Raw genomic sequence first — 19,162 nt, 5'->3', positions numbered from 1 at the left:
CAAATAGAAACTTGGGGGCGCAGTGGTTCAAGCAAAAGTTCAGGCGCCCCTACGTATCCTGAATCTTGCGCTCAATCTTCTGAACACTCGTGAGGGCCTAGGCCGTGTCCAACTCATGACCGTGGTGAGGGGATACGGCGCAACGGACTCAGCCAGTGCCCAGCGCGTGTTTGAGAGGGATATTGAACACTTGCGACGGATGGGTTTGGCCGTCGATGTTCAAGACCGCTTTGACGCTGCTACCTACCGTATTTCAGCTTCATCGCTACCGGCACAAGGAACGATCTTGACGGACCGCGAGGTCGCGTTGCTCCTGCGGGCAGTGGATGCGTGGAGTGATGGAAGCGGCGAAATGGAAGCCCTGCGCAACAAGCTGCGCGGATTCTCAGAAACCGTACTCGCGCCCCAGCAGAGCAGCACACGCTTCAGCCTGGAATCGGCCAACGGCCTCGAAATTGTTCAAGGCGCAATTGAGCAGGCACGACCCGTTGCCTTTGACTATCTGTCCCAAAAGGGGGCATCCCAGCGCTGTGTTGCGCCCTGGAAAGTGATAGTTCGTGGTCGTGCGCTCTACTTATGGGGATTTGATCTGGACGCTTGGGGGCCAAGGCTCTTCAGATTCTCCCGACTACTCACGGTCCCTGCCTTTGCAGCTCCCCCTGACTCAACACCGTCACAAGGCCCACTTCAAGAAGTCGCTTTCGACCCGGATTTCTTCCTGATTCAGCCTGTGATGTTGGTGAGACAGGGAAGCTCGCTCAACGCGCATTCGGCCCCAGTCACCGAACCCAGTTCTACGGACAGTGGCACCACGGTGGCAACATCGCGACTGGGTGATAGCACCGTCTGGCAACGGCGTGTGGGGGAGAGGGAGGATGCGCACATATGGGAGGAGCGCCTGCTCCGAGAAGCACGTGATGTCCGCGTCCTTGAACCCTCTTGGCTTGCTGAGCTTATCGAGACTCGGCTGAGATCAGCGGCCGCCTGGAGGGACGAAGACCGTGCCTGAACCCAGTACGACCATCCTTGCCCGCCTGGTTTCGATGGTGCGCATCATCGATGCCCAGCCAGGCATTTCCGTCACCGAACTTGCGCAGTTCTTCGGCCGACCAGAGAAGCGCATACGGGCCGACATAGATCTTCTTGATAATGCCGGCATTGGGGATCTGCTCCCGGGAAGAACGTTTGAAATTGACTACGACCTCTACACCGAGCAGGGCCTCCTCACGCTGCGTTCACCACTGAATCTCTCCGCTCCTCTGCCGATTACGGAAAAAGAGTTTGCGCGCCTAGTTACCGCTCTCCAAGCAATGGCTCCAACCCTTACTGAATCTGAGCAACAGATACTGCCACAGACTCTGTCTACGCTCTTAGCAGCTCGTAGTCGCATGCAGGCGACCACCGCCGATGGGGATGCTCTCGCCAATCTCACACCCGCTATCTCGGAAGTAACAAGGGAGAAGGTTGCAGAGGTGCAAAGGGCTCTCACAGATTGCACCGCAATTGTTTTCGATTACGTCAATGGTGCGGGGAGGCACTCCCACCGAACTGTCTCCCCATCCGCCCTCGTCCTCGAAAGAGACGGCTGGGTGATGACAGGATACTGTCACACAGCAGAGTCAGAACGAACGTTTAGGCTCGACCGAACGACCAATCTCGCGGTTGTCCAAACGGCCTTTACACCGCCGGTTGACGCAACGTCTTCGGGCCAGGGAATGGAATCCGGGGAACCGGGCGAAGCTGTCATAGTCACCCTTGACCCAGGAGCCGCGTGGGCTCTTCGAGAGTCGCCGGCCACGATTGTAGAAGAAGGCCGCGCCGGAGCATTGACTGCTACATACCGGGTGTGGGATCCAACCTGGATGCGCACGGAGCTCCTGGCGCTAGCACCCTATGTGGAGGACGTCTCCCCACACCACTACCTAGAAGAGGCCGCCGTTTACGCGCGACAAGCACTCGAAGAGCCATTGCAAGGAGAGGACACCGGTAATGCCTGAACAAGAAGAGGTACTCAGCGCTGCGGACCGCATGGCGCAGTTCCGACGCCACATGGTTGTTCAGGAATCCGGCCTCGAGCAGTACCTGTCATCCCTGCATTTCTCCCCAGACCCATTCCAGGTTGAGGCATTAGAACACTTAGCCTTGGGTTCTTCCGTCCTCGTTTGTGCCCCTACCGGAGCAGGCAAGACCGTCGTCGGTGAGGGGGCAACATACCTTGCTAGGGCCCGCGGCAAGCAGGTCTACTACACGACGCCCATCAAGGCGCTCTCCAATCAGAAGCTGCGCGACTTTCGTGACCGCTTCGGCGACGACGAGGTCGGTCTACTCACCGGCGACACCGCCATCAACCCGGACGCGCCAATCATCGTCATGACAACCGAAGTGCTTCGCAACATGATCTACGCGGGCAAGGATCTTCGTGACCTGGGCGTGGTAGTCATGGATGAGGTTCACTACCTTTCAGACCGCTTCCGTGGCCCGGTGTGGGAAGAAATCCTCATTCAGCTACCCGAGCACGTCCTCATCGTGGCGCTGTCCGCCACACTGTCGAACGCGCGGGAATTTGGCCGTTGGGTCGAGGACGTGCGGGGCTCCTGCGAAGTTGTGATCTCTGATGACCGCCCCGTTCCCCTCTACCAGCACATGATGGTGGGGCCGCGCATATATGACCTCTACGCACGACCAAAACAGGCGGCCGCGGGGAAGGGGACACGCGCAATCAACCCCGACCTGCAAGCCGCAATAAGTCAGATCCAAGAACGAAGCCCCGGTCCCTACGGCGGACGAGGACGACCGTCGCGGCGCAGACGCGTTCCCGTTTCCCGGTACCGCATGCTCGAATCACTACAGCAAAAGAGGTTGCTACCGGCGATCGTCTTCGTTTTCTCTCGTGCGGGATGCGAGGACGCCGCAAATGACGCAGCAACCTTTGGACTGCAGCTAACCACCTCCAGTGAGCGCTTGGCGATCAGGGAAGAAGTTGAACAGACGCTCTCAAGCATCCCCATTGAAGACCATGGTGCCCTTAACCTGCACCAGTGGGGTCATACCCTGGAGGAGGGAGTTGCTGCCCACCACGCCGGGCTCTTACCACAGCAGAAGGAAGCGGTTGAGAGACTCTTCGGGCGAGGTCTCATCAAGGCCGTGTTTGCAACCGAAACACTGGCCCTCGGCATTAACATGCCCGCACGCACCGTAGTAATTGAGTCTTTGGAAAAGTGGGATGGAAGCGAGCACGTGCGCCTCACCCCGCGTGAGTACACCCAGCTAACAGGACGAGCGGGACGGCGAGGAATCGACATCGAGGGGCACGCCCTCGTCGTCGAGAGGGGTATTGTCACACCCGAGGAAGTTGTTGAGCTTTCTTCCGGGCGGTCCTACCCCCTGCACAGCGCCTTTCACCCCAACTACAACATGGCCGTCAATCTTCTGTCTCGACTTGATCTTGAAGACGCAATCGAAATCCTTGAGTCATCGTTTGCCCAGTTCCAAACGGACGCCTCAGTCGTCAAAGACGCCCAGAGACTACGGCGAGCTAACAATCGCCTTGATGAGGCAGCCGCAAAGCTTCACTGCGATCGCGGTGATGCGGCGGAGTATTTTGGGCTTCGTGAACAGGTGACGACGCTGCAGAAACGTGCGGCAAAGGCATCAAGGGACGGTCGTGCTCAGCAGCAGGGACGGATCCTCGCAGAGCTCAAGGTTGGCGATGTAGTGCGGTTCAAAAAGGGACGCAGACTTCGTAGCGCAGTCGTTGTACAGGCTCCAACATCAGGGTTTGCGACTCCGCTTGCACGAGTGGTTGGCGAGGACGGAAAACCTGGGTCTGTGGGCCCACGCGAGGCCGAGGGTGGCTTGGAAGTCCTGGGGCGCATGCCGGTTCCGGATAGGGGAGCGAAGCGTCCCAAAGACCGTGCGGAGCTTGCTGCAACATTGCGCAACGCAGACTTTACACGTGCCCACACACGCAGCCGAGGCCGCGATGATGCCAAGGTGTCAAAGATGCTCGATGAGGCTGCCGTCCTCGAAGAGCGAATCCGCAAGCATCCAGTTCACAGTTGCCCAGATCGGGAAAGTCATGCGGGCATCGGACATGAGTACGCGAGGCTTCTGCGGGAGCGAAATGCACTCGCAAAGAAGATCAACGACCGCAGCTCAGAGATTGTCGACGAATTCAAAGCGGTTTGCTCCGTGCTTCGTAGTCTCGGTTTCTTAGACGGTAACCATGTGACGCAACGCGGACAAAGATTGCGACGCATCTTTGGGGAGCGTGACCTGCTGGTAGCGCAGGTCATCGCCGAGAATGCCTGGGCTGGCTTGAAACCGGAGGAGCTGGCGGCAATCGTCAGTGCGCTCGTCTATGAGCCGCGCGGGGAGGACGGAGTATCAGCCGTTCCTTCAAGCTTCCCAACCGCAGGACTAGAGGCAGCTTGGTCTACCACCATGGACGTTTTCAATCAGGTTCACGGCGCGGAAGTTCGCGCAAATCATGAAGTCACAAAGCCACCTGCCGGACAGCTGCTCGATGCCATGTACCGCTGGTCAAAGGGTTCATCACTAGCAACAATCCTGGAAAAAACTGAGCTCTCTGGCGGAGACTTTGTCCGCTGGGTACGCCAAGTCTTAGACATGCTTGATCAGCTGCGCCGCCTCGAGGATCCTGAAATCAGAACCGCTGCCACCAAGGCACGCTCCAAACTTCTGCACGGAGTTGTGGCATGGACCGAGTTTTCGTGAGAGTACCGGCACAGTGGCGAAGCAGGTCTGCAACTGGGCGTACCTGGCTCGACCTGGTTCTTATCCTGGTTTCGGCCGCAGCAATGTGGGCCGCCTTTCCTTTCGCTAATCTGTGGTTTCTTGCGATCCCTTCAATCGCATTACTCGTGGCGTTGGTGGACCGTATTCATTTGGGACGCGCAGCCGGATACGCAGCAGTATGGGCAATGGCTTTCTTCATGCCGCATATTTCCTGGATGCAGATTGCAACTGACAATACGGTCATCGCCTGGGTCGCACTGGCCGGAGCGCAGGCATTCTTCATCTCCCTGTGGGGTCTGGCGCTGTCTGCAATGCGAACTTGGGCTTGGGCACAGAGCATTTGGGGGGAAGCGCTTGGCGGAGCCCTGCTCTGGGTCACTTTCGAAGAACTACGTTCCCGAGTTCCCTTCGGGGGTTTCCCCTGGGGCAAACTTGCATACACGCAGGTGGATAGTCCTTTGCTTGCATTTGCTCCGCTAGGTGGCGAGGTCCTAACTTCATTTGTTGCGGTTGTCATCGCGATCCTTCTGAGACGCGCTCTGGCTCTGCGGACAGCACCCAACAGAGAAGAGAGCTTCTTCGCCCGTCTTGCGGCGCTTGGTATCGCAGGTGTCCTCTTCATCGCACCGGCGCTATATTCCCTACCCAAAAGTCAGGAAAACGGGGAGATTGAACTAGCGCTAATCCAGGGCAACGTCGAAATTCCGATGGCAGAAACCTTCGCAACGCCGCGGAAGGTAACGGGCAACCACGCCCGCCAAACCCTGGCTATGTTGGATGAAGGTCATGAGGTCGACCTCATCCTCTGGGGGGAAAATGCGACTGATATCGACCCGCGTATTGACCCGGCGACGGCCGCCCTCGTCGAAGAGGTAGTGGACCGGGCCGGCACACCGGTCATGCTGGGTGTGATGGAGTACGCGGGGGAGCAGCGCTATAACTGGATGGCTGTCTGGGATCCAGACCGGGGGTTGCTAGAGGAAATGTACGGGAAGCAGCACCCCGTCCCGTGGGGAGAGTACGTTCCTCTCAGAGAGATCTCAGAGTTCCTTGCCACCGCGTCTGCACAGATCAGCGTAGATATGGTGTCCGTGGACAACCCCGCGTTCATGGAAGTGGAACTTGCCGACGGGAGGGTCATACCCCTTGCTGTGGGGATCTGCTTTGAAGTTGCCTATGAGCCGCTGATCGCCGAGGGCGTGGCAATGGGCGGCGAACTGATCGTTATCCCCACCAATAATGCTCACTTTCAGAATTCCGCAGAGTCAGACCAGCAGTTGCAGATGGCACGCTTCAGAGCAGCTGAGTTCTCACGGTCCACTGTCCAAGTATCGACAAATGGCGTCTCTGGAATGATCCGCCCCGACGGTTCGCTAGTTGCAGTCACCGGGACACAGGAGGCAGCACACCTGGTTGGGGAACTACCTCTCCGCACATCCATAACGCCGTTTACTTATGTGGCGTCTTTCATGCCGGTTCTCGTGATGGTCGGCGGATTGCTCTTGGCATCAACGAGCCTCGGCGCGTATTGCTACGCCCGAGGCCGTGATAAGAGGACGAAAGAGGATTAGGGTCTGCGATAGTCCGTATCGAAGATCAAGTCGCCGTTGCGGTACGCCTCGAGCTGTTCCTGGAGCAGTACGTCCAGTTCCTCAAGGCTGCGTCGTTCCAGCAACATATCCCAGTGAGTACGCTGCGGCTTGATGTTCTTTGATTCATCTTCTTCGGCTGCTTCGCCCACAAGTTCCGCAACTTCGCCGCAACGGCATTCCCAAGTTGCAGGGGGTTCTGCATCAAAGGCCATTGCAATCTTGAACTCGTGGCCATTGGAGCAGACGTATTTTGCCTCAAAGCGATCAGCGAAAACTACGCCATCTTCAGACTCCAATGATTTGGACCCTATTTGCATGCCTCGTAATGCGCGGTCAGCCACTGCGTCTCCTTGGGTGTACAGACAGAGCACGGCCAAAGGAGCACGTGCAGCAAACTATTTTACCCCTGAAGACTAGAGATTCCCACCTTGGACGCCGAGGGCGAACGAAACAGCAGGTAGCTACGATCCGATAATGTACATTATGTCAGATTCTAGTAGACGACTTTGAAGTCCCTCAGACCCTCTGGTGTCGAGCGTGAGGTTTCCAGTCTTGAAACGCGAGCTCCTGGGAATCCCCTACGAAGGGTTTGGAGGAACATGTCGACTCGGTGTTCCACACCTTCAACGTGAATCTTCACGCTACCGTCATACTCATTACGCACCCAGCCAGCCACACCTTGTTCGTCAGCGGCCCACATTGTGCGGTAACGAAATCCGACACCCTGCACATGACCGCGGACCACGACGTCCACTGCTTTCAGGTACTGGTCGCCAGACATTAGGACGCTGCTTGCTTCTCACGGCGACGGCGCGCCAGCTCATCCATCCCCACTACCGTGGAGTCGGCTTCGACCGGGAACTGCGCCAAGCTGCCTTCGACCTCACGCCACACGCGCCCAACGGCGATTCCAAACACGCCCTGGCCACCCTGGAGCAGGTCGACAATTTCATCCGGCGACGAGCACTCATACACGGAAGCACCGTCACTCATTAGCGTGATAGAAGCGAGGTCATCGATACCGCGTTCGGAAAGCTGTTGGACTGCGACACGGACCTGCTGCAATGAGATCCCCGTATCAAGTAGCTTCTTGACGACTTTGAGGACCAGGATGTCCTTGAAGGAGTACAGACGCTGGCTACCGGATCCCGCAGCGGCTCGAAGGCTTGGCTCCACGAGGCCGGTGCGCGCCCAGTAGTCAAGCTGGCGGTATGTAATTCCAGTGGCTTCGCAGGCCACGGGTCCACGATAACCAGCGGCTACATCCACCTGTGCAAGCGGGTCGCCAAATAGCATGGGCTGACGTGTCCGATCTGTCTTAGCAGAAACCTCTGGACTCACGGCATCTCCTTGCTGAGTTCTTACGAACAGGTCTATCTTCGGGTCATTGTTCTACAACCAACTGCCACCTACAACACCTAACGATAGCGCGGTTGTTCCAGTCTCACGCTTAACCTGAGGGTTAGGCTTGGGCGTGTCGCAGTAATTTTCGTGCCTACTCCCCCAGTGAGTCGACGGCAATTTGCAAGTAAGCAGTGTGGAGAGCACCGGCCAGCTCGCCCATTTCCTCAGCCTGAGCCCTGGCCCTCTCGATGTCGCCGGGGCGGTCGCGCCGGGAAGACGAAGAGATTGCAAAGTCGATAATGTCTGCACTTCGATCTGCGCTGCTGCGAATAGTTCGTAGGTTCCGTGCAGGAAGGCCAGCGGCTACCAAAGCAGTGATCAAGCGAACCACCTGTACTGTTCCACCGGCGAAATGGCCACCCAAGTCCGGGGCTATCAAGCCGAGTTTCACGTAGGACTCCAGAACCGCACGTGAACAACCAGTTAACTCCCCCAGTTCGCGCACTGTGATGGTGCGACCCCTCTCAGGGACCACGGCGACACCATCTGAAGATACCAGCCGCGCCCGTGGGGGTGCTTCGACGTCATGACCGTTGTCGAGGGCTTCAAGCTCCTCAAGGATCACCCTCAGTGGCGCGTAGGAATCTCTTTGCTTCGTGAGAATCAGTCTGATGCGTTCGACGTCCGCGGACGAGTACTTGCGGTATCCCGACGCAGTGCGATGAGGTGTGACTAGGCCCTTCTCTTCCAAGAACCGCACCTTGGAAACGGTTGTAGCTGGAAACTCCCGGTCCAGAATCTTCACGACCTGTCCGATCGTCATCACCGCGTCACGTGAGACGCCCCGCGGCCAAGGTTCTAGCGTCTGTGGCCGCTGGGAAGAAATCGTGTCCCTAGTCGACCCGGCGCTACGCGCAGCGCCCACTATCGTTGAGACGAAGGGTGGTATGTGAGCCGGTACTTGCCGACCTGGACTTCATCCCCCGCCGACAGCAATGCCTGATCAACCCTCTCACGGTTTACGTACGTGCCATTCAAGGCGCCAGAGTCCCGAACGTAGTGACGTCCGTCCTTGAAGAGAAACTGGCAGTGCTTACGCGAAACAGTTACGTCGTCGAGAAAGATATCCGACGAGGCCGAGCGCCCTGCGTTAGTCACCTCCTGATCCAAGAGGAACCTCGCCCCCGAGTTGGGTCCACGCTGAACGATTAGAAGCGCATTCCCCGGTGGGAGAGCATCTACAGCAGCCTGGTCCCGCGCTGAGAGTGGAACCTTCGGGACCTCAGACGTTTCCGACTCTTCAGGAGTACCAAAGAACGCAGTACTTGTTGGGTCAAAAGTTGCTTCGTCAGCCACTTTGTCCTCCTTGTTTCCACCTAAACCTTGTGGATCGTGAGACTATGGACCGATCCAAACTGAGACTATCCTAGTCTCTTTCACGCACTCTTTGTTGGTTGACCGTCAGTCAATTGCTGGTTTAGCCCAGACAGGTTCGAACGGTTCTGTAACCGCCTCAATCTGAAGCAACTCAGAAACCTCAGTGGTAACCATGGCCCCGTAGGCTTTAAACTGGGAGACAGCCCCTCCCCTGATCTCCAACGCGACAGACAGTGTCGAGCCATCTCCGATCGCTCGCCATTCGTAAGGTGGAGACACCGGTGTCCCACTGGCGACGATCGCACCCTGGGAGTCCGCTCCAAACCACGCGCGGACATTCAGTCTGACATCGTTAATGGAAATTGATTCGGCCCCGGCGTTCCTAAGTTCTGCCAGAGTCGTCACGAACACCGATACTGGGATCGTATCTGGCTGAGCCGACACCTTCATTACGATGCCCGGTCCTTCCACCGGAACCGTTCCGGCAGCGACCTCGGCCTGTGACGTAGCCAAGGCAGCTGCATCACGGGCAGCCTGGCTGGCATCAGCAGCCTCCTTAAGCTCAGTGAGCTGCCCCTGCAGAGCGCTTCTTTCATTGCGTAGCGCATCCTCGCGTTGCTCTAGGTCCCCTAGCAGAGCAACCAGCTGATCCTCGTTGAGACCGGCTAGAGGATCCGCTGCCTGCGTTCGCACTGTCGTTGTGATCGCTAAGCCGATCAGTAAGAACATTGCCAGCAGCAGAATGTGCAGCGGACGGGGCCTGGAGACAAAAGAGTTGATGAACCGCTGAGGGCTGAAACCTCGACGTTCATGAGAGTGGTGCCGACTTGGAGTGCTTGGTCCCATGTTAGGCCTTGAAAATCAAGCGACGGATGGATGCCGAGTTGCTGAAGATACGGATACCCAAGACGACGATCACTGCCGTAGTCATCGCGCCACCGACACCAAGCTGGACACCGAGGAACACTAGGAAACAGGCAATCAGGACGTTCCAGAAGAACGAGGCGATAAAGACTCGATCGGAAAAAACACCTTCCAACCAGGCACGAAAGGCTCCAAAAAGGGCGTCGAGTGCCGCCACCACCGCTACGGGCAGGAATGGCTGTAAGCCCAAAGGGATGACGGGCTCAAAGATCAGGCCGGCTACAACACCCAGTATCAATCCGATTGCTGCTATCACTTGGTTCCCCCTACTGCGATTCCATGGGAGTCGCCTGACTCGATCGTAGTGGTATTGCGCCAAGGGTAAGGCTCTCGGCTCGAGTCTCAGTCACCTGAGCGGAAGTGGCTTTCTCTATCTCAGCGACGCGCTCCGCTCCGCTGCCGCTCTGTAGTGCAGCCAACAGTTCGGTGGGATCTCCGATCGCCTCAATAACATAGGGCGATACAACCGGGTCGAGGTTCACAAGTATTGAAGACCCTGCCATCCGAACCGATGTGCTTGCGACAACCCTGTGCCCATTGATCGCCATTGCCTCCGCTCCCCCTGACCACAAAATGTTGACAACTGCCCTAAGGTCAGCGTCTCTGAAACGGCTTGCGCGTCCCGACAGTGAGGTTGCCTGCTCAGCGATAGAAACCACTACACCCGGACCTGCACTTCGAACACTTCCTGCGCTCACAGCAAGTCCAGAACCCAGCTCCATTGATTCACCCTCAAGCACCTCCGAAGCTCGCGCTTGAGCCTGTAGTCCCTGATTCTCTTCATCTAGAATCCGTACGCGTACTTGCGCATCGCGTACCTGTTGCGCAAGAAGCGCCCGTGGACTCGTCACATCATCATTGATGTTGCGCAGGTTGAGAGCCGGTACCGTCATCCCAAAGCCAAGTGCTGCAGTCAAGACTAGAGCCACGACTCTTCTTGCCAAGGAGCTCTTCGGAGCGTCGATTTCTGCAGCATCGTAGTATCCGGGGTCCAGCGAGAATCTCTCAATGTTCTTGAGAAGTAGCATCGAAGCCGCAGGGTCCCTGTGTGCCGCGTCAACGGCGGGCACGCCTGCGGGGTCATCGTGACTCACGGGGCACCTCCCAACGTCGGAACCGAGTCCTGCCTGACCTAGAATGGGGGCATGTCTTCACTATCTGAGATACGTCCCCAGACTACTGCTCTCCCGCTAGATATTGCACTAGAGGGCTGCGGTACGTGGCAAATGTGGACCGATGAGAATGGATTGGTCGACCCCTCTGACACCCTAAAGGCACTCCCGGTTACAGGAGTCTCAGTCAGTACGGATGACTTGGACGCCGACTGGGTGTTTGTAGGTGTCCCAGGAGCGCATCGCCACGGAGCATCTCTTTGGGAAGCGGCGCGACTTGGCGGTGCAAGCGTGATTGTCACTGATCAGGATGGAGCCGAACTGGCCCAAGATGCGGATCTACCAATCGTCGTCGTTTCTAACCCTCGTCACACGGCTGCCATGATGGCCGCAAACCTTCACGCACCCGCGCAGAAGGACCTGGTTATTGCAGGTGTGACCGGAACCAATGGCAAGACCACCACCACGTATTTTCTGCGTTCCGCCCTCGCCTCCGGCCTTGGACAAATGGGACTGTTCGGAACACTCGAAGTTAACACGGGTTCCCTGTCTGTCACGGCACACAGAACCACTCATGAGGCTCCTGTCGTTCATCGCGCCCTGGCCGCCACAGCGCAGGCAGGCTTGAGGGGAGCTGTCGTCGAGGTCTCGTCGCATGCTCTCTCCCTAGGAAGGGTCGATGGGGTCGACTTCGACCTTGCGATATTTACCAACCTGCAGCACGATCACCTGGACTTCTATGAGAACAGCATGGACCTCTACTTTGAGGCTAAGGCATCACTCTTTGAACCATCACGTGCCAGGGTCGGAGTCAGCGCGGTTGACGACGAATATGGGCGTCGCCTAGTTCGCCAGGCCCAGGTTCCCATGCACGCGGTCCAGGTCCTCACAGACGATGACCTTAGCGACTTGGCCGTCCCTCTTTGGAGAGTCACAGGTGTGACTCCGAACCGAGCGATCGGTGGGAACACGTTCACACTCACAGACCCAAGTGGAACCGAGTACCAAGCCGTCTGCCCAATTCCTGGTCTGGTCAATGTTCAGGACGCCGCTCTTGCCATCGTCGGCGCAGCGGTCCTTGGTGTTCCAATTCAAGTTGCAATCGATGGTGTCGCCAATGCACCAGCCGTTCCCGGAAGAATGCAGTGGGTGCCGAGTCTTCCAAATCAACCCCTGGTACTTGTGGACTTCGCGCATACCCCCGAAGCCCTTGAGCGGCTGCTACTAGACATGCGCCCGCTCTGCCACGGCGAGGTAATCCTCGTGTTTGGCACAGACGGTGACCGCGACCCGAGCAAAAGAGTCCCACTCGGTGAGGTAGCGGCTCAGAGTGGAGACCGACTGTGGGTTACCGATGAGAATCCACGCTGGGAAGATGCCCAGGCTATCCGCACTCAAATCCTCGAGGGGGTTCGCAAAACTCGTCCAAGCATGAAGGATGTGATCGAGGTGACGACATGTCGTCGAGACGCGATACGGGAGGCAATCTACAGCGCCAGAGAGGGGGATGTTGTCATCATCTCTGGCAAGGGACCGGAAACTTATCAGGACATTCGCGGGGTCAAGCATGCGTTTGAGGATGCAGCTGTGGCTTCCGAGGTGCTTGCCGCCTACGCCAAGTAGTGTGTTGATCAGAGACTTGCCAACATACAATCAGTAGAGATCAACAGAGCACGGGTTCATACCCCGCTCCCAACCGTCACTTTGCGAGGACGACCAATGGAACCGACACCCACCGACGACGGGTTTGACGACAGTGACCTTTTCGATGAGGAGTCTGCGGGGTCCCAGGGCACGGACTCTCCGACTGAGACAGAAGACGAGAACGCGGATCTTGAGCTTCAGCGCATGCAGGCCATGCGCGCCGACCTCGCCCAATACGACCTCGAGGCTGAGGACCTGGAGCTGCTCAGCCAGGGTGATGACTGGTCCCAGCCCGACCTCGAATACTCCTCACGTCCCGTTGTTGCCGTAATCGGGCGACCGAATGTCGGCAAGTCAACTCTTGTCAACCGTGTGCTGGGGCGCCGTGAAGCAGTTGTCCAAGACACGCCCGGTGTGACCCGCGACCGAGTTCTCTACGACGCGGAGTGGGCCGGGGTTGATTTCGTCCTCGTCGACACTGGCGGATGGGAGGTTGACGTCAAAGGCTTGGATCGCCAAATCGCGGAACAGGCCGAGGTCGCCATAGATTTGGCCGATGTCATCATCTTTGTTGTTGATGCTAACGTCGGCGCAACGTCGACTGATGAGCAGGTTGTTCCTCTGCTCCGTAAGTCTGGAAAGCCGGTTATCCTTGCTGCAAACAAGGCCGACTCCTCAACACAGGAGTCTGACGTTACGGCGCTGTGGTCCCTGGGCCTCGGTGAGCCCTACGCCATCTCGGCGCTGCATGGTCGCGGCGCTGGTGACATGTTGGACGCGGTTGTCCGCGCGATGCCAGACGAGTCCGCACACCCGACAAAACGACGTCCCTCCACCATCAGACGTATTGCCCTTGTTGGTCGACCCAACGTAGGCAAATCTTCACTTCTCAATGCTCTCGCGGGGCAGACTCGGGCAGTTGTCCACGACCTGGCTGGCACCACTCGCGACCCAATCGACGAGATCGTTGAAATTGAGGGACGCCAGTGGGAGTTCATCGATACTGCAGGCATAAAGCGCCGACTACACCGCACAAGCGGGGCCGACTACTATGCCTCCATCCGCACGCAGGCGGCTTTGGAACGCGCTGAGATTGCGCTGGTACTCGTCGACGCGTCAGTTCCGCTGACAGAGCAAGACGTCCGCGTCATACAGCAGGCAGTAGATGCCGGGCGTGGCATCGTCATCGTCAACAACAAGTGGGACCTGGTTGATGATGAGCAACGGGTTGCGTTGATGAAGCAGGAGGAGCGTGAACTGGTGCAGGTTGACTGGGCTCCCCGCATCAATCTGTCCGCGAAAACTACCTGGCATGTCAACAGGATTACGCGCGCCCTCGACACAGCCCTTGACGGTTGGGAGACGCGCGTCTCCACAGGACGCCTCAACGCCTTCTTTGGTCGCCTCACTTCTGCCCATCCCCATCCGCTACGCGGCGGCAAGCAACCGCGCATTCTCTTCGGGACGCAGGCTTCAACCGCTCCCCCACGCTTCGTCCTCTTTACAACCGGTTTCTTGGACCCTGCCTACAGACGTTTCATTCAGCGACGTTTGCGGGAGGAGTTTGGCTTTGAAGGCACGCCGATCCAACTGTCGGTTCGCGTGCGAGAACGCCGCCGCCGGTAGAGCAGAAGAAGCAGAAAGTAGTAAGTAGTCACGGGAAGTTGATTAAAGTGTTCAGCAGTTACATTGCTATTGGAGACAGTTTTACAGAAGGACTTGGGGACCCGCGGCCTGACGGCTCCCTTCGCGGGTGGGCTGACCGCGTGGCGGCCGGCTTGGCAAATGGTTACTCAGCTTCGCCGGACGGCAACAACCGCCCCTTCCGCTACGCAAACTTGGCGATTCGAGGACGAAAGCTCGGTCCGATCATTGCAGAACAGCTGCAGCCTGCCCTAGCGCAGAGTCCCGATGTCATGTCATTTAACGCCGGTGGCAACAACATGTTGCGGCCAAAGTTCGATCCGGCCGAGTCGATCGATCAAATCGTCGAAGCCGTCGAGGCGATCCGCGTGACCGGAACCCATGTCCTCCTCCTCGCGGGTCCAGACCCTGTCAACAACCTCCCCATGGGCCATGTCTTCTCCTCAAGAGGCGAGCAGTACACGGAGTTGGCCACAAATGCGGTTGCCGGCATGGATGGTGTCACCTTTGTCGACAACTTCAACGACTTGGCCTTCCGCGACTCAACATACTGGTCCGAGGACGGCCTGCACCTATCACCTTCAGGGCACCTTCGAGTGGCCGCGAACTGCCTGGACGCACTCGGGATTTCCTACCCGAATGATTGGGCCGATCCCCACTACCCGGTGCCGGACCCGAAAAACTACCGCACCCCGGCCTACTTCAACACATACATCACTCCGTGGATCGGACGTCGCCTCACGGGGCGTTCCTCCGGTGATGGCCGAATGGCTAAACGTCCTCTGCTGAGTGAGTTCCGCGCCGAATACGACCTGTGAGGCAACGCGGTCGTCCTCGTCCGCATGATGGCGACTGCGCGGGCGTCCGCCCTTATTTGGCACACTTGCCGCTAGCAAACTGTTTCCACACATCTACAACTTTTGGAGGGTATCTTGTCGGGAATGCCGCAGACCCAGGGACTGATCCATCGCTATGCACAGTGGTTGCCGATAGCGGAAGGCCAGCCAATCATCAGCCTCGGTGAGGGTTCGACGCCGCTGGTGTACTGCCGGGTGATTTCCGAGCGCGTCGGCAATGAAGTGTGGGTGAAGGTCGAGGGCGCGAACCCGACAGGTTCCTTCAAGGACCGCGGCATGACGGTGGCGGTGTCGATGGCTGCTGCTCGCGGAGCACAGGCTGTTGTCTGTGCTTCCACGGGAAACACTTCTGCATCGGCAGCTGCCTATGCAGTTCAAGCAGGAATGACCCCCGTTGTCCTCCTCCCCGCAGGCAAAATCGCCAAGGGCAAACTTGCTCAGTCGGTGGTGTACGGGGCGCGAATCGTGCAGATTGACGGCAACTTTGATGACTGCCTCGACGTGGCCCGCAAGCTGGATGCCAACTATCCGATCGCCCTTGTTAACTCGGTGAACCCGGATCGCATTGAGGGGCAGAAAACGGCTTCGTTCGAGATCGTTGATTCACTTGGTGACGCCCCCGATATTCATATGCTCCCCGTTGGCAATGCCGGGAACATTACCGCTTATTGGAAGGGCTATCGCGAATACTTCGAGGCCGGTAAGTCCACGCGACTGCCGCAGATGTGGGGCTTCCAGGCGGCTGGCTCAGCGCCGTTTGTTGTCGGTCACCCGATCGCGGACCCCGAAACCGTTGCGACGGCAATTCGCATTGGTAACCCGGCCTCGTGGGATCAAGCAGTTGCGGCGCGTGATGACTCAGGCGGTCGAATCGAGGCTGTTACAGATGAAGAGATCCTTGCTGCGCAGGCACTCCTGGCGGCGAGCGAGGGTGTGTTTGTCGAACCGGCCTCGGCCGCGGGCATCGCGGGTCTTCTGAAGTCCAGCGAGGCGGGCACGCTTCCGACAGGTAAGACCATCACCATCACGGTGACTGGTAACGGTCTAAAAGATATTGACACAGCCATGCTGGGACGCGACATTGTCGCCGAGGTGCTGCCTGCGGATGTGGACCTAGTCGCGACCAGTCTGGGTCTCTAGAAGCAATGACAATGCTCATCCCCGTGGGACGTAGCGCAACGGTTCGTACACCGGCAACCACCGCGAACCTGGGGCCCGGTTTTGACGCACTGGGTTTGGCTCTCGACTGGGTTGATCAAGCTTCCGTGGCTGTCATTGAAGACGGATACACTTTTTCGCTGTCGGGAGCCGGTGCGGCTGCGCTTCCCCGGGATGCGAGCCATCTCGTCCTCAAAACGATCCTGCGCGGCATCGAGGATCTGGGAGTGGAAGTTCCAGGTCTGTCGTTTACGGCTCACAACACCATTCCGCTCGCGAGGGGGCTTGGCTCGTCGTCCGCTGCCATTTCTGCGGGGCTAGCGCTGGCCTGGGGGCTGGTTTACCCGGATCGACCCCTTGACCGCTCCTGGGCCTTTGGCGTTGCTGTCGACATAGAGGGCCACCCCGACAACGTTGGACCAGCCATATTTGGTGGGCTCACAATCGGCTGGCTCCGCCAGGGTACGTGGCAGATCGCCCAGGCCACGGTCCGGGAGGATATTCGTATCACGGCCCTGGTGCCATCAACCGTGCTTGAGACTGAGAAGGCACGCGCCGCGATGCCTGCCAGTATTCCGCTTGAGGATGCCATCGCGAACTCAGCACACACCGCTCTGCTTATGCATGCTTTTGCGTCGGCGCCAGAGCTACTGCTTGATGGCACATCCGACCGGCTCCACCAGGAGTATCGCCGCGGCCTCTATCCGGTTTCGCTGGCACTGGTAGAGCACCTACGCGGCCAGGGTCTGGCAGCCTGCATCTCAGGTGCGGGCCCCACGGTCGTTGTCTTCCACAGCAGTGACCAAGGCGCCCTTGTTGACCTAACGCTTGAAGCGGCGGCTGGCGATCCTCGCTTTGCCGGATTTACCAGTCACTCACTGCGCATTGGCGACGGGGTGCAGGTCGTCTCCTGATGTTTGGGTTGAAGTCTTGGGCGGCTGCGCGCAAATGCAGCCGCCCAAGATGGAGCCCGACAGGCTTAGAAGCCGTGTTCCTTGGCAATAAGCTCAGCCACTTCCACAGCGTTTAGCGCGGCACCCTTGCGGAGGTTGTCTGAGGAGACGAAGAACACCAACCCACGGTCCCCTCCTACAGACTGGTCGCGGCGCACGCGTCCTACGAAGGTGCCATCTTTGCCGGCTGCTTCGAGCGGATTGGGAAGGTCAACCAGATTGACACCGTCCATCATTGTCAGTGCGGCGTTAGCCTGATCGACAGAGATGGGCTTGGCAAACTCCGCATGAATGGTTAGCGAGTGCCCAGAGAAAACAGGGACGCGCACGCAGGTCGCACTAACCGCAAGGTCTGGAAGTCCAAGAATGCGACGCGACTCATCCCGCAACTTCTGCTCTTCGTCGGTCTCTCCGCTGCCGTCATCTACGAAGTTGCCCGCCTGCGCGACCACGTTGAAAGCAATTGGAGCGGCGTACACCTTTGGTTCACCGTGTTGCACAGCACTACCATCGCGAGCAAGTCCTTCGATTGGAGCATCACCTTCCACAACGGCTCGCACCTGGGAGCCCAGTTCAGCAACACCCGCAAGGCCACTTCCGGATACGGCTTGGAAGGTGGTGGCACGCAGAGCACGCAGCCCCGCAACCTCATCCAGTGCCTTGAGCGCGGGCATCGTGGCCATCGTGGTGCAGTTTGGATTGGCGATTATGCCCAGCGGGCGGTTGAGTGCATCCTTCGGGTTGACCTCAGAAACGACAAGCGGAACCAGAGGATCTTTGCGCCACGCAGATGAGTTGTCGATTACCACTGCTCCGGCTTGAGCAAACAGGGGGGCGTAGGCCTTAGAAGCGGCACCACCCGCACTGAAGATGGCAACTTGAATACCCTCAAGATCCTTGGGCGCGGCAACCGTGACGTCCTCGACGGTAATCTCATGTCCCTTCCACGTCACCGTCTTTCCGGCAGAACGTGGTGAAGAGAAGAGACGAAGGTTCGCAACCGGGTAATCACGCTCATCGAGCAGGTCGAGCATCACGCCACCGACCTGGCCGGTTGCACCAACAACAGCGACATTAAGTCCGCTACCCTGGGGGGCCATATCTTGTCCTTTCGGAGACTACTAGCAATGAACAGCGTACGAGGACGTGCGAAGTTGTCCATCAAACGACCAGACTTCGGACCGTTGCTCTCGTTTGGCTCAAGGACCCTTGGTGAACTTGGCGCTCTGAGTACAAGTAGACTCCTAACGTCACAGTATTGGAGGAACAGTGCAGATCAACATTCCCCGCGAGTTTAGGCTGGATGCGGTACCCGCCACCATGACGCTGTCCGACGAGGATCTGGATGCCCTACTTGGGGACTTCCCAGCGGAACTTACATCAACTGATCGGACCGCAACTTTTCGGTTCGAAAGTCCGCGAGCCGCGGCAGACTTTGTGGATTCTCTGGACGGACAAATCCCCTACTCGGCCCGCGAAATGACAGAGGAGGACGGAGAAGTCTTTGAGACACCCGGCCTCGGAAGCGTTGCGCGTGACATTGTCGGCAAGTCTTCGTCGCATTTGGGGGGCGCAGACAAGACCGCACGTGCTTGGGGCATTGCAGCCTTCTCGGTTGCAGTCTCCGGGACGGTCATTGCACTAACTGCTCTGGCAATTGGGATCATTTCACTTGTGATGTAGCAGGCCAACTCTCACGATTGTCGTCAAGACCGAGGATCCGAGCCACGGCGCGAGGCGTCGCATACAAATCCTCTATGGCACCGCAGCACTGGTCGGCATTGCTTTCGCGGCGCTTG

19 protein-coding genes are annotated in these 19,162 nt (G+C 58.2%); 10 read left to right on the top strand and 9 right to left on the bottom strand.

Features of this window, described 5'->3' with window-relative positions; genetic code table 11:
- The first annotated feature begins 22 nt into the window (after positions 1-22).
- From IDL90_RS01510 to lnt, 4 genes are read left to right on the top strand one after another with little or no spacing between them, the layout of a single operon-like run.
- On the top strand, positions 23-1,009 hold the full coding sequence (locus IDL90_RS01510; protein ID WP_187994102.1) for a YafY family protein: 987 nt from the start codon (positions 23-25) through the stop codon (positions 1,007-1,009).
- Positions 1,002-1,997, top strand: a complete 996-nt coding sequence (locus tag IDL90_RS01505) for a YafY family protein (protein ID WP_187994101.1) — start codon at positions 1,002-1,004, stop codon at positions 1,995-1,997. The genes IDL90_RS01510 and IDL90_RS01505 overlap by 8 nt, the downstream gene beginning before the upstream one ends.
- Positions 1,990-4,737, top strand: a complete 2,748-nt coding sequence (locus IDL90_RS01500; protein WP_187994100.1) for an RNA helicase — start codon at positions 1,990-1,992, stop codon at positions 4,735-4,737. Before IDL90_RS01505 ends, IDL90_RS01500 begins: the two co-directional genes overlap by 8 nt.
- Positions 4,734-6,329, top strand: coding sequence for an apolipoprotein N-acyltransferase (lnt, locus tag IDL90_RS01495; protein ID WP_187994099.1), 1,596 nt, complete (start codon positions 4,734-4,736; stop codon positions 6,327-6,329). The genes IDL90_RS01500 and lnt overlap by 4 nt, the downstream gene beginning before the upstream one ends.
- Here lnt and IDL90_RS01490 read toward each other — a convergent pair.
- From IDL90_RS01490 to IDL90_RS11650, 8 genes are all read right to left on the bottom strand, one after another.
- Positions 6,326-6,691: an RNA polymerase-binding protein RbpA gene (locus IDL90_RS01490; RefSeq protein WP_187994098.1), complete on the bottom strand. Its 366-nt coding sequence runs from the start codon at positions 6,689-6,691 to the stop codon at positions 6,326-6,328. The genes lnt and IDL90_RS01490 overlap by 4 nt on opposite strands.
- A gap of 152 nt (positions 6,692-6,843) precedes the next feature.
- Positions 6,844-7,131, bottom strand: coding sequence for an acylphosphatase (locus IDL90_RS01485; protein ID WP_187994097.1), 288 nt, complete (start codon positions 7,129-7,131; stop codon positions 6,844-6,846).
- Complete coding sequence (locus IDL90_RS01480) at positions 7,131-7,646, bottom strand: MerR family transcriptional regulator (protein WP_182142687.1); 516 nt, start codon at positions 7,644-7,646, stop codon at positions 7,131-7,133. The genes IDL90_RS01485 and IDL90_RS01480 overlap by 1 nt, the downstream gene beginning before the upstream one ends.
- Before the next feature lie 199 nt (positions 7,647-7,845).
- A complete protein-coding gene (locus IDL90_RS01475) occupies positions 7,846-8,517 on the bottom strand; it encodes a MerR family transcriptional regulator (RefSeq protein ID WP_182140826.1) in 672 nt (223 codons plus the stop codon).
- Positions 8,518-8,618: 101 nt separating this feature from the next.
- Positions 8,619-9,050 (bottom strand): FHA domain-containing protein, encoded by a 432-nt coding sequence (locus IDL90_RS01470; RefSeq protein ID WP_187994096.1) that lies wholly within the window; start codon positions 9,048-9,050, stop codon positions 8,619-8,621.
- A gap of 105 nt (positions 9,051-9,155) precedes the next feature.
- Positions 9,156-9,800, bottom strand: coding sequence for a DUF881 domain-containing protein (locus tag IDL90_RS01465; RefSeq protein ID WP_187994095.1), 645 nt, complete (start codon positions 9,798-9,800; stop codon positions 9,156-9,158).
- 118 nt (positions 9,801-9,918) lie between these two features.
- On the bottom strand, positions 9,919-10,251 hold the full coding sequence (locus IDL90_RS01460; protein WP_182140831.1) for a small basic family protein: 333 nt from the start codon (positions 10,249-10,251) through the stop codon (positions 9,919-9,921).
- A gap of 10 nt (positions 10,252-10,261) precedes the next feature.
- Positions 10,262-11,089 carry a DUF881 domain-containing protein gene (locus IDL90_RS11650; RefSeq protein ID WP_187994094.1) on the bottom strand — a complete coding sequence of 276 codons (828 nt, stop codon included), beginning with the start codon at positions 11,087-11,089 and terminating at the stop codon, positions 10,262-10,264.
- A 51-nt stretch (positions 11,090-11,140) separates the two neighbouring features.
- Here IDL90_RS11650 and IDL90_RS01450 point away from each other — a divergent pair, with 51 nt between their 5' ends.
- The 5 genes from IDL90_RS01450 to thrB all read left to right on the top strand — a co-directional run bounded on the left by IDL90_RS01450 (position 11,141) and on the right by thrB (position 17,324).
- Entirely contained in the window at positions 11,141-12,730 is a 1,590-nt protein-coding gene (locus IDL90_RS01450) for a Mur ligase family protein (RefSeq protein ID WP_187994093.1), read from the top strand.
- A 96-nt stretch (positions 12,731-12,826) separates the two neighbouring features.
- Complete coding sequence (gene der / locus IDL90_RS01445) at positions 12,827-14,377, top strand: ribosome biogenesis GTPase Der (protein ID WP_187994092.1); 1,551 nt, start codon at positions 12,827-12,829, stop codon at positions 14,375-14,377.
- 47 nt (positions 14,378-14,424) lie between these two features.
- Positions 14,425-15,213 carry an SGNH/GDSL hydrolase family protein gene (locus IDL90_RS01440; protein WP_223175102.1) on the top strand — a complete coding sequence of 263 codons (789 nt, stop codon included), beginning with the start codon at positions 14,425-14,427 and terminating at the stop codon, positions 15,211-15,213.
- A gap of 123 nt (positions 15,214-15,336) precedes the next feature.
- Complete coding sequence (thrC, locus tag IDL90_RS01435; protein WP_187994090.1) at positions 15,337-16,392, top strand: threonine synthase; 1,056 nt, start codon at positions 15,337-15,339, stop codon at positions 16,390-16,392.
- An 11-nt stretch (positions 16,393-16,403) separates the two neighbouring features.
- Entirely contained in the window at positions 16,404-17,324 is a 921-nt protein-coding gene (thrB, locus tag IDL90_RS01430; protein WP_182140838.1) for a homoserine kinase, read from the top strand.
- 65 nt (positions 17,325-17,389) lie between these two features.
- On the opposite strand, the gene IDL90_RS01425 is transcribed toward thrB, so the two are convergent.
- Positions 17,390-18,463: an aspartate-semialdehyde dehydrogenase gene (locus IDL90_RS01425; RefSeq protein ID WP_182140839.1), complete on the bottom strand. Its 1,074-nt coding sequence runs from the start codon at positions 18,461-18,463 to the stop codon at positions 17,390-17,392.
- Between the two features lie 169 nt (positions 18,464-18,632).
- Between IDL90_RS01425 and IDL90_RS01420 the strand changes: the two genes are divergently transcribed.
- On the top strand, positions 18,633-19,046 hold the full coding sequence (locus tag IDL90_RS01420) for a hypothetical protein (protein WP_182140840.1): 414 nt from the start codon (positions 18,633-18,635) through the stop codon (positions 19,044-19,046).
- Positions 19,047-19,162 lie beyond the last annotated feature (116 nt).

The sequence above is a fragment of the Schaalia sp. JY-X159 genome (genome assembly GCF_014525425.1).
In the GTDB taxonomy this organism is placed as follows: domain Bacteria; phylum Actinomycetota; class Actinomycetes; order Actinomycetales; family Actinomycetaceae; genus Scrofimicrobium.
This window is presented reverse-complemented; position numbering and strand designations above follow the sequence as displayed.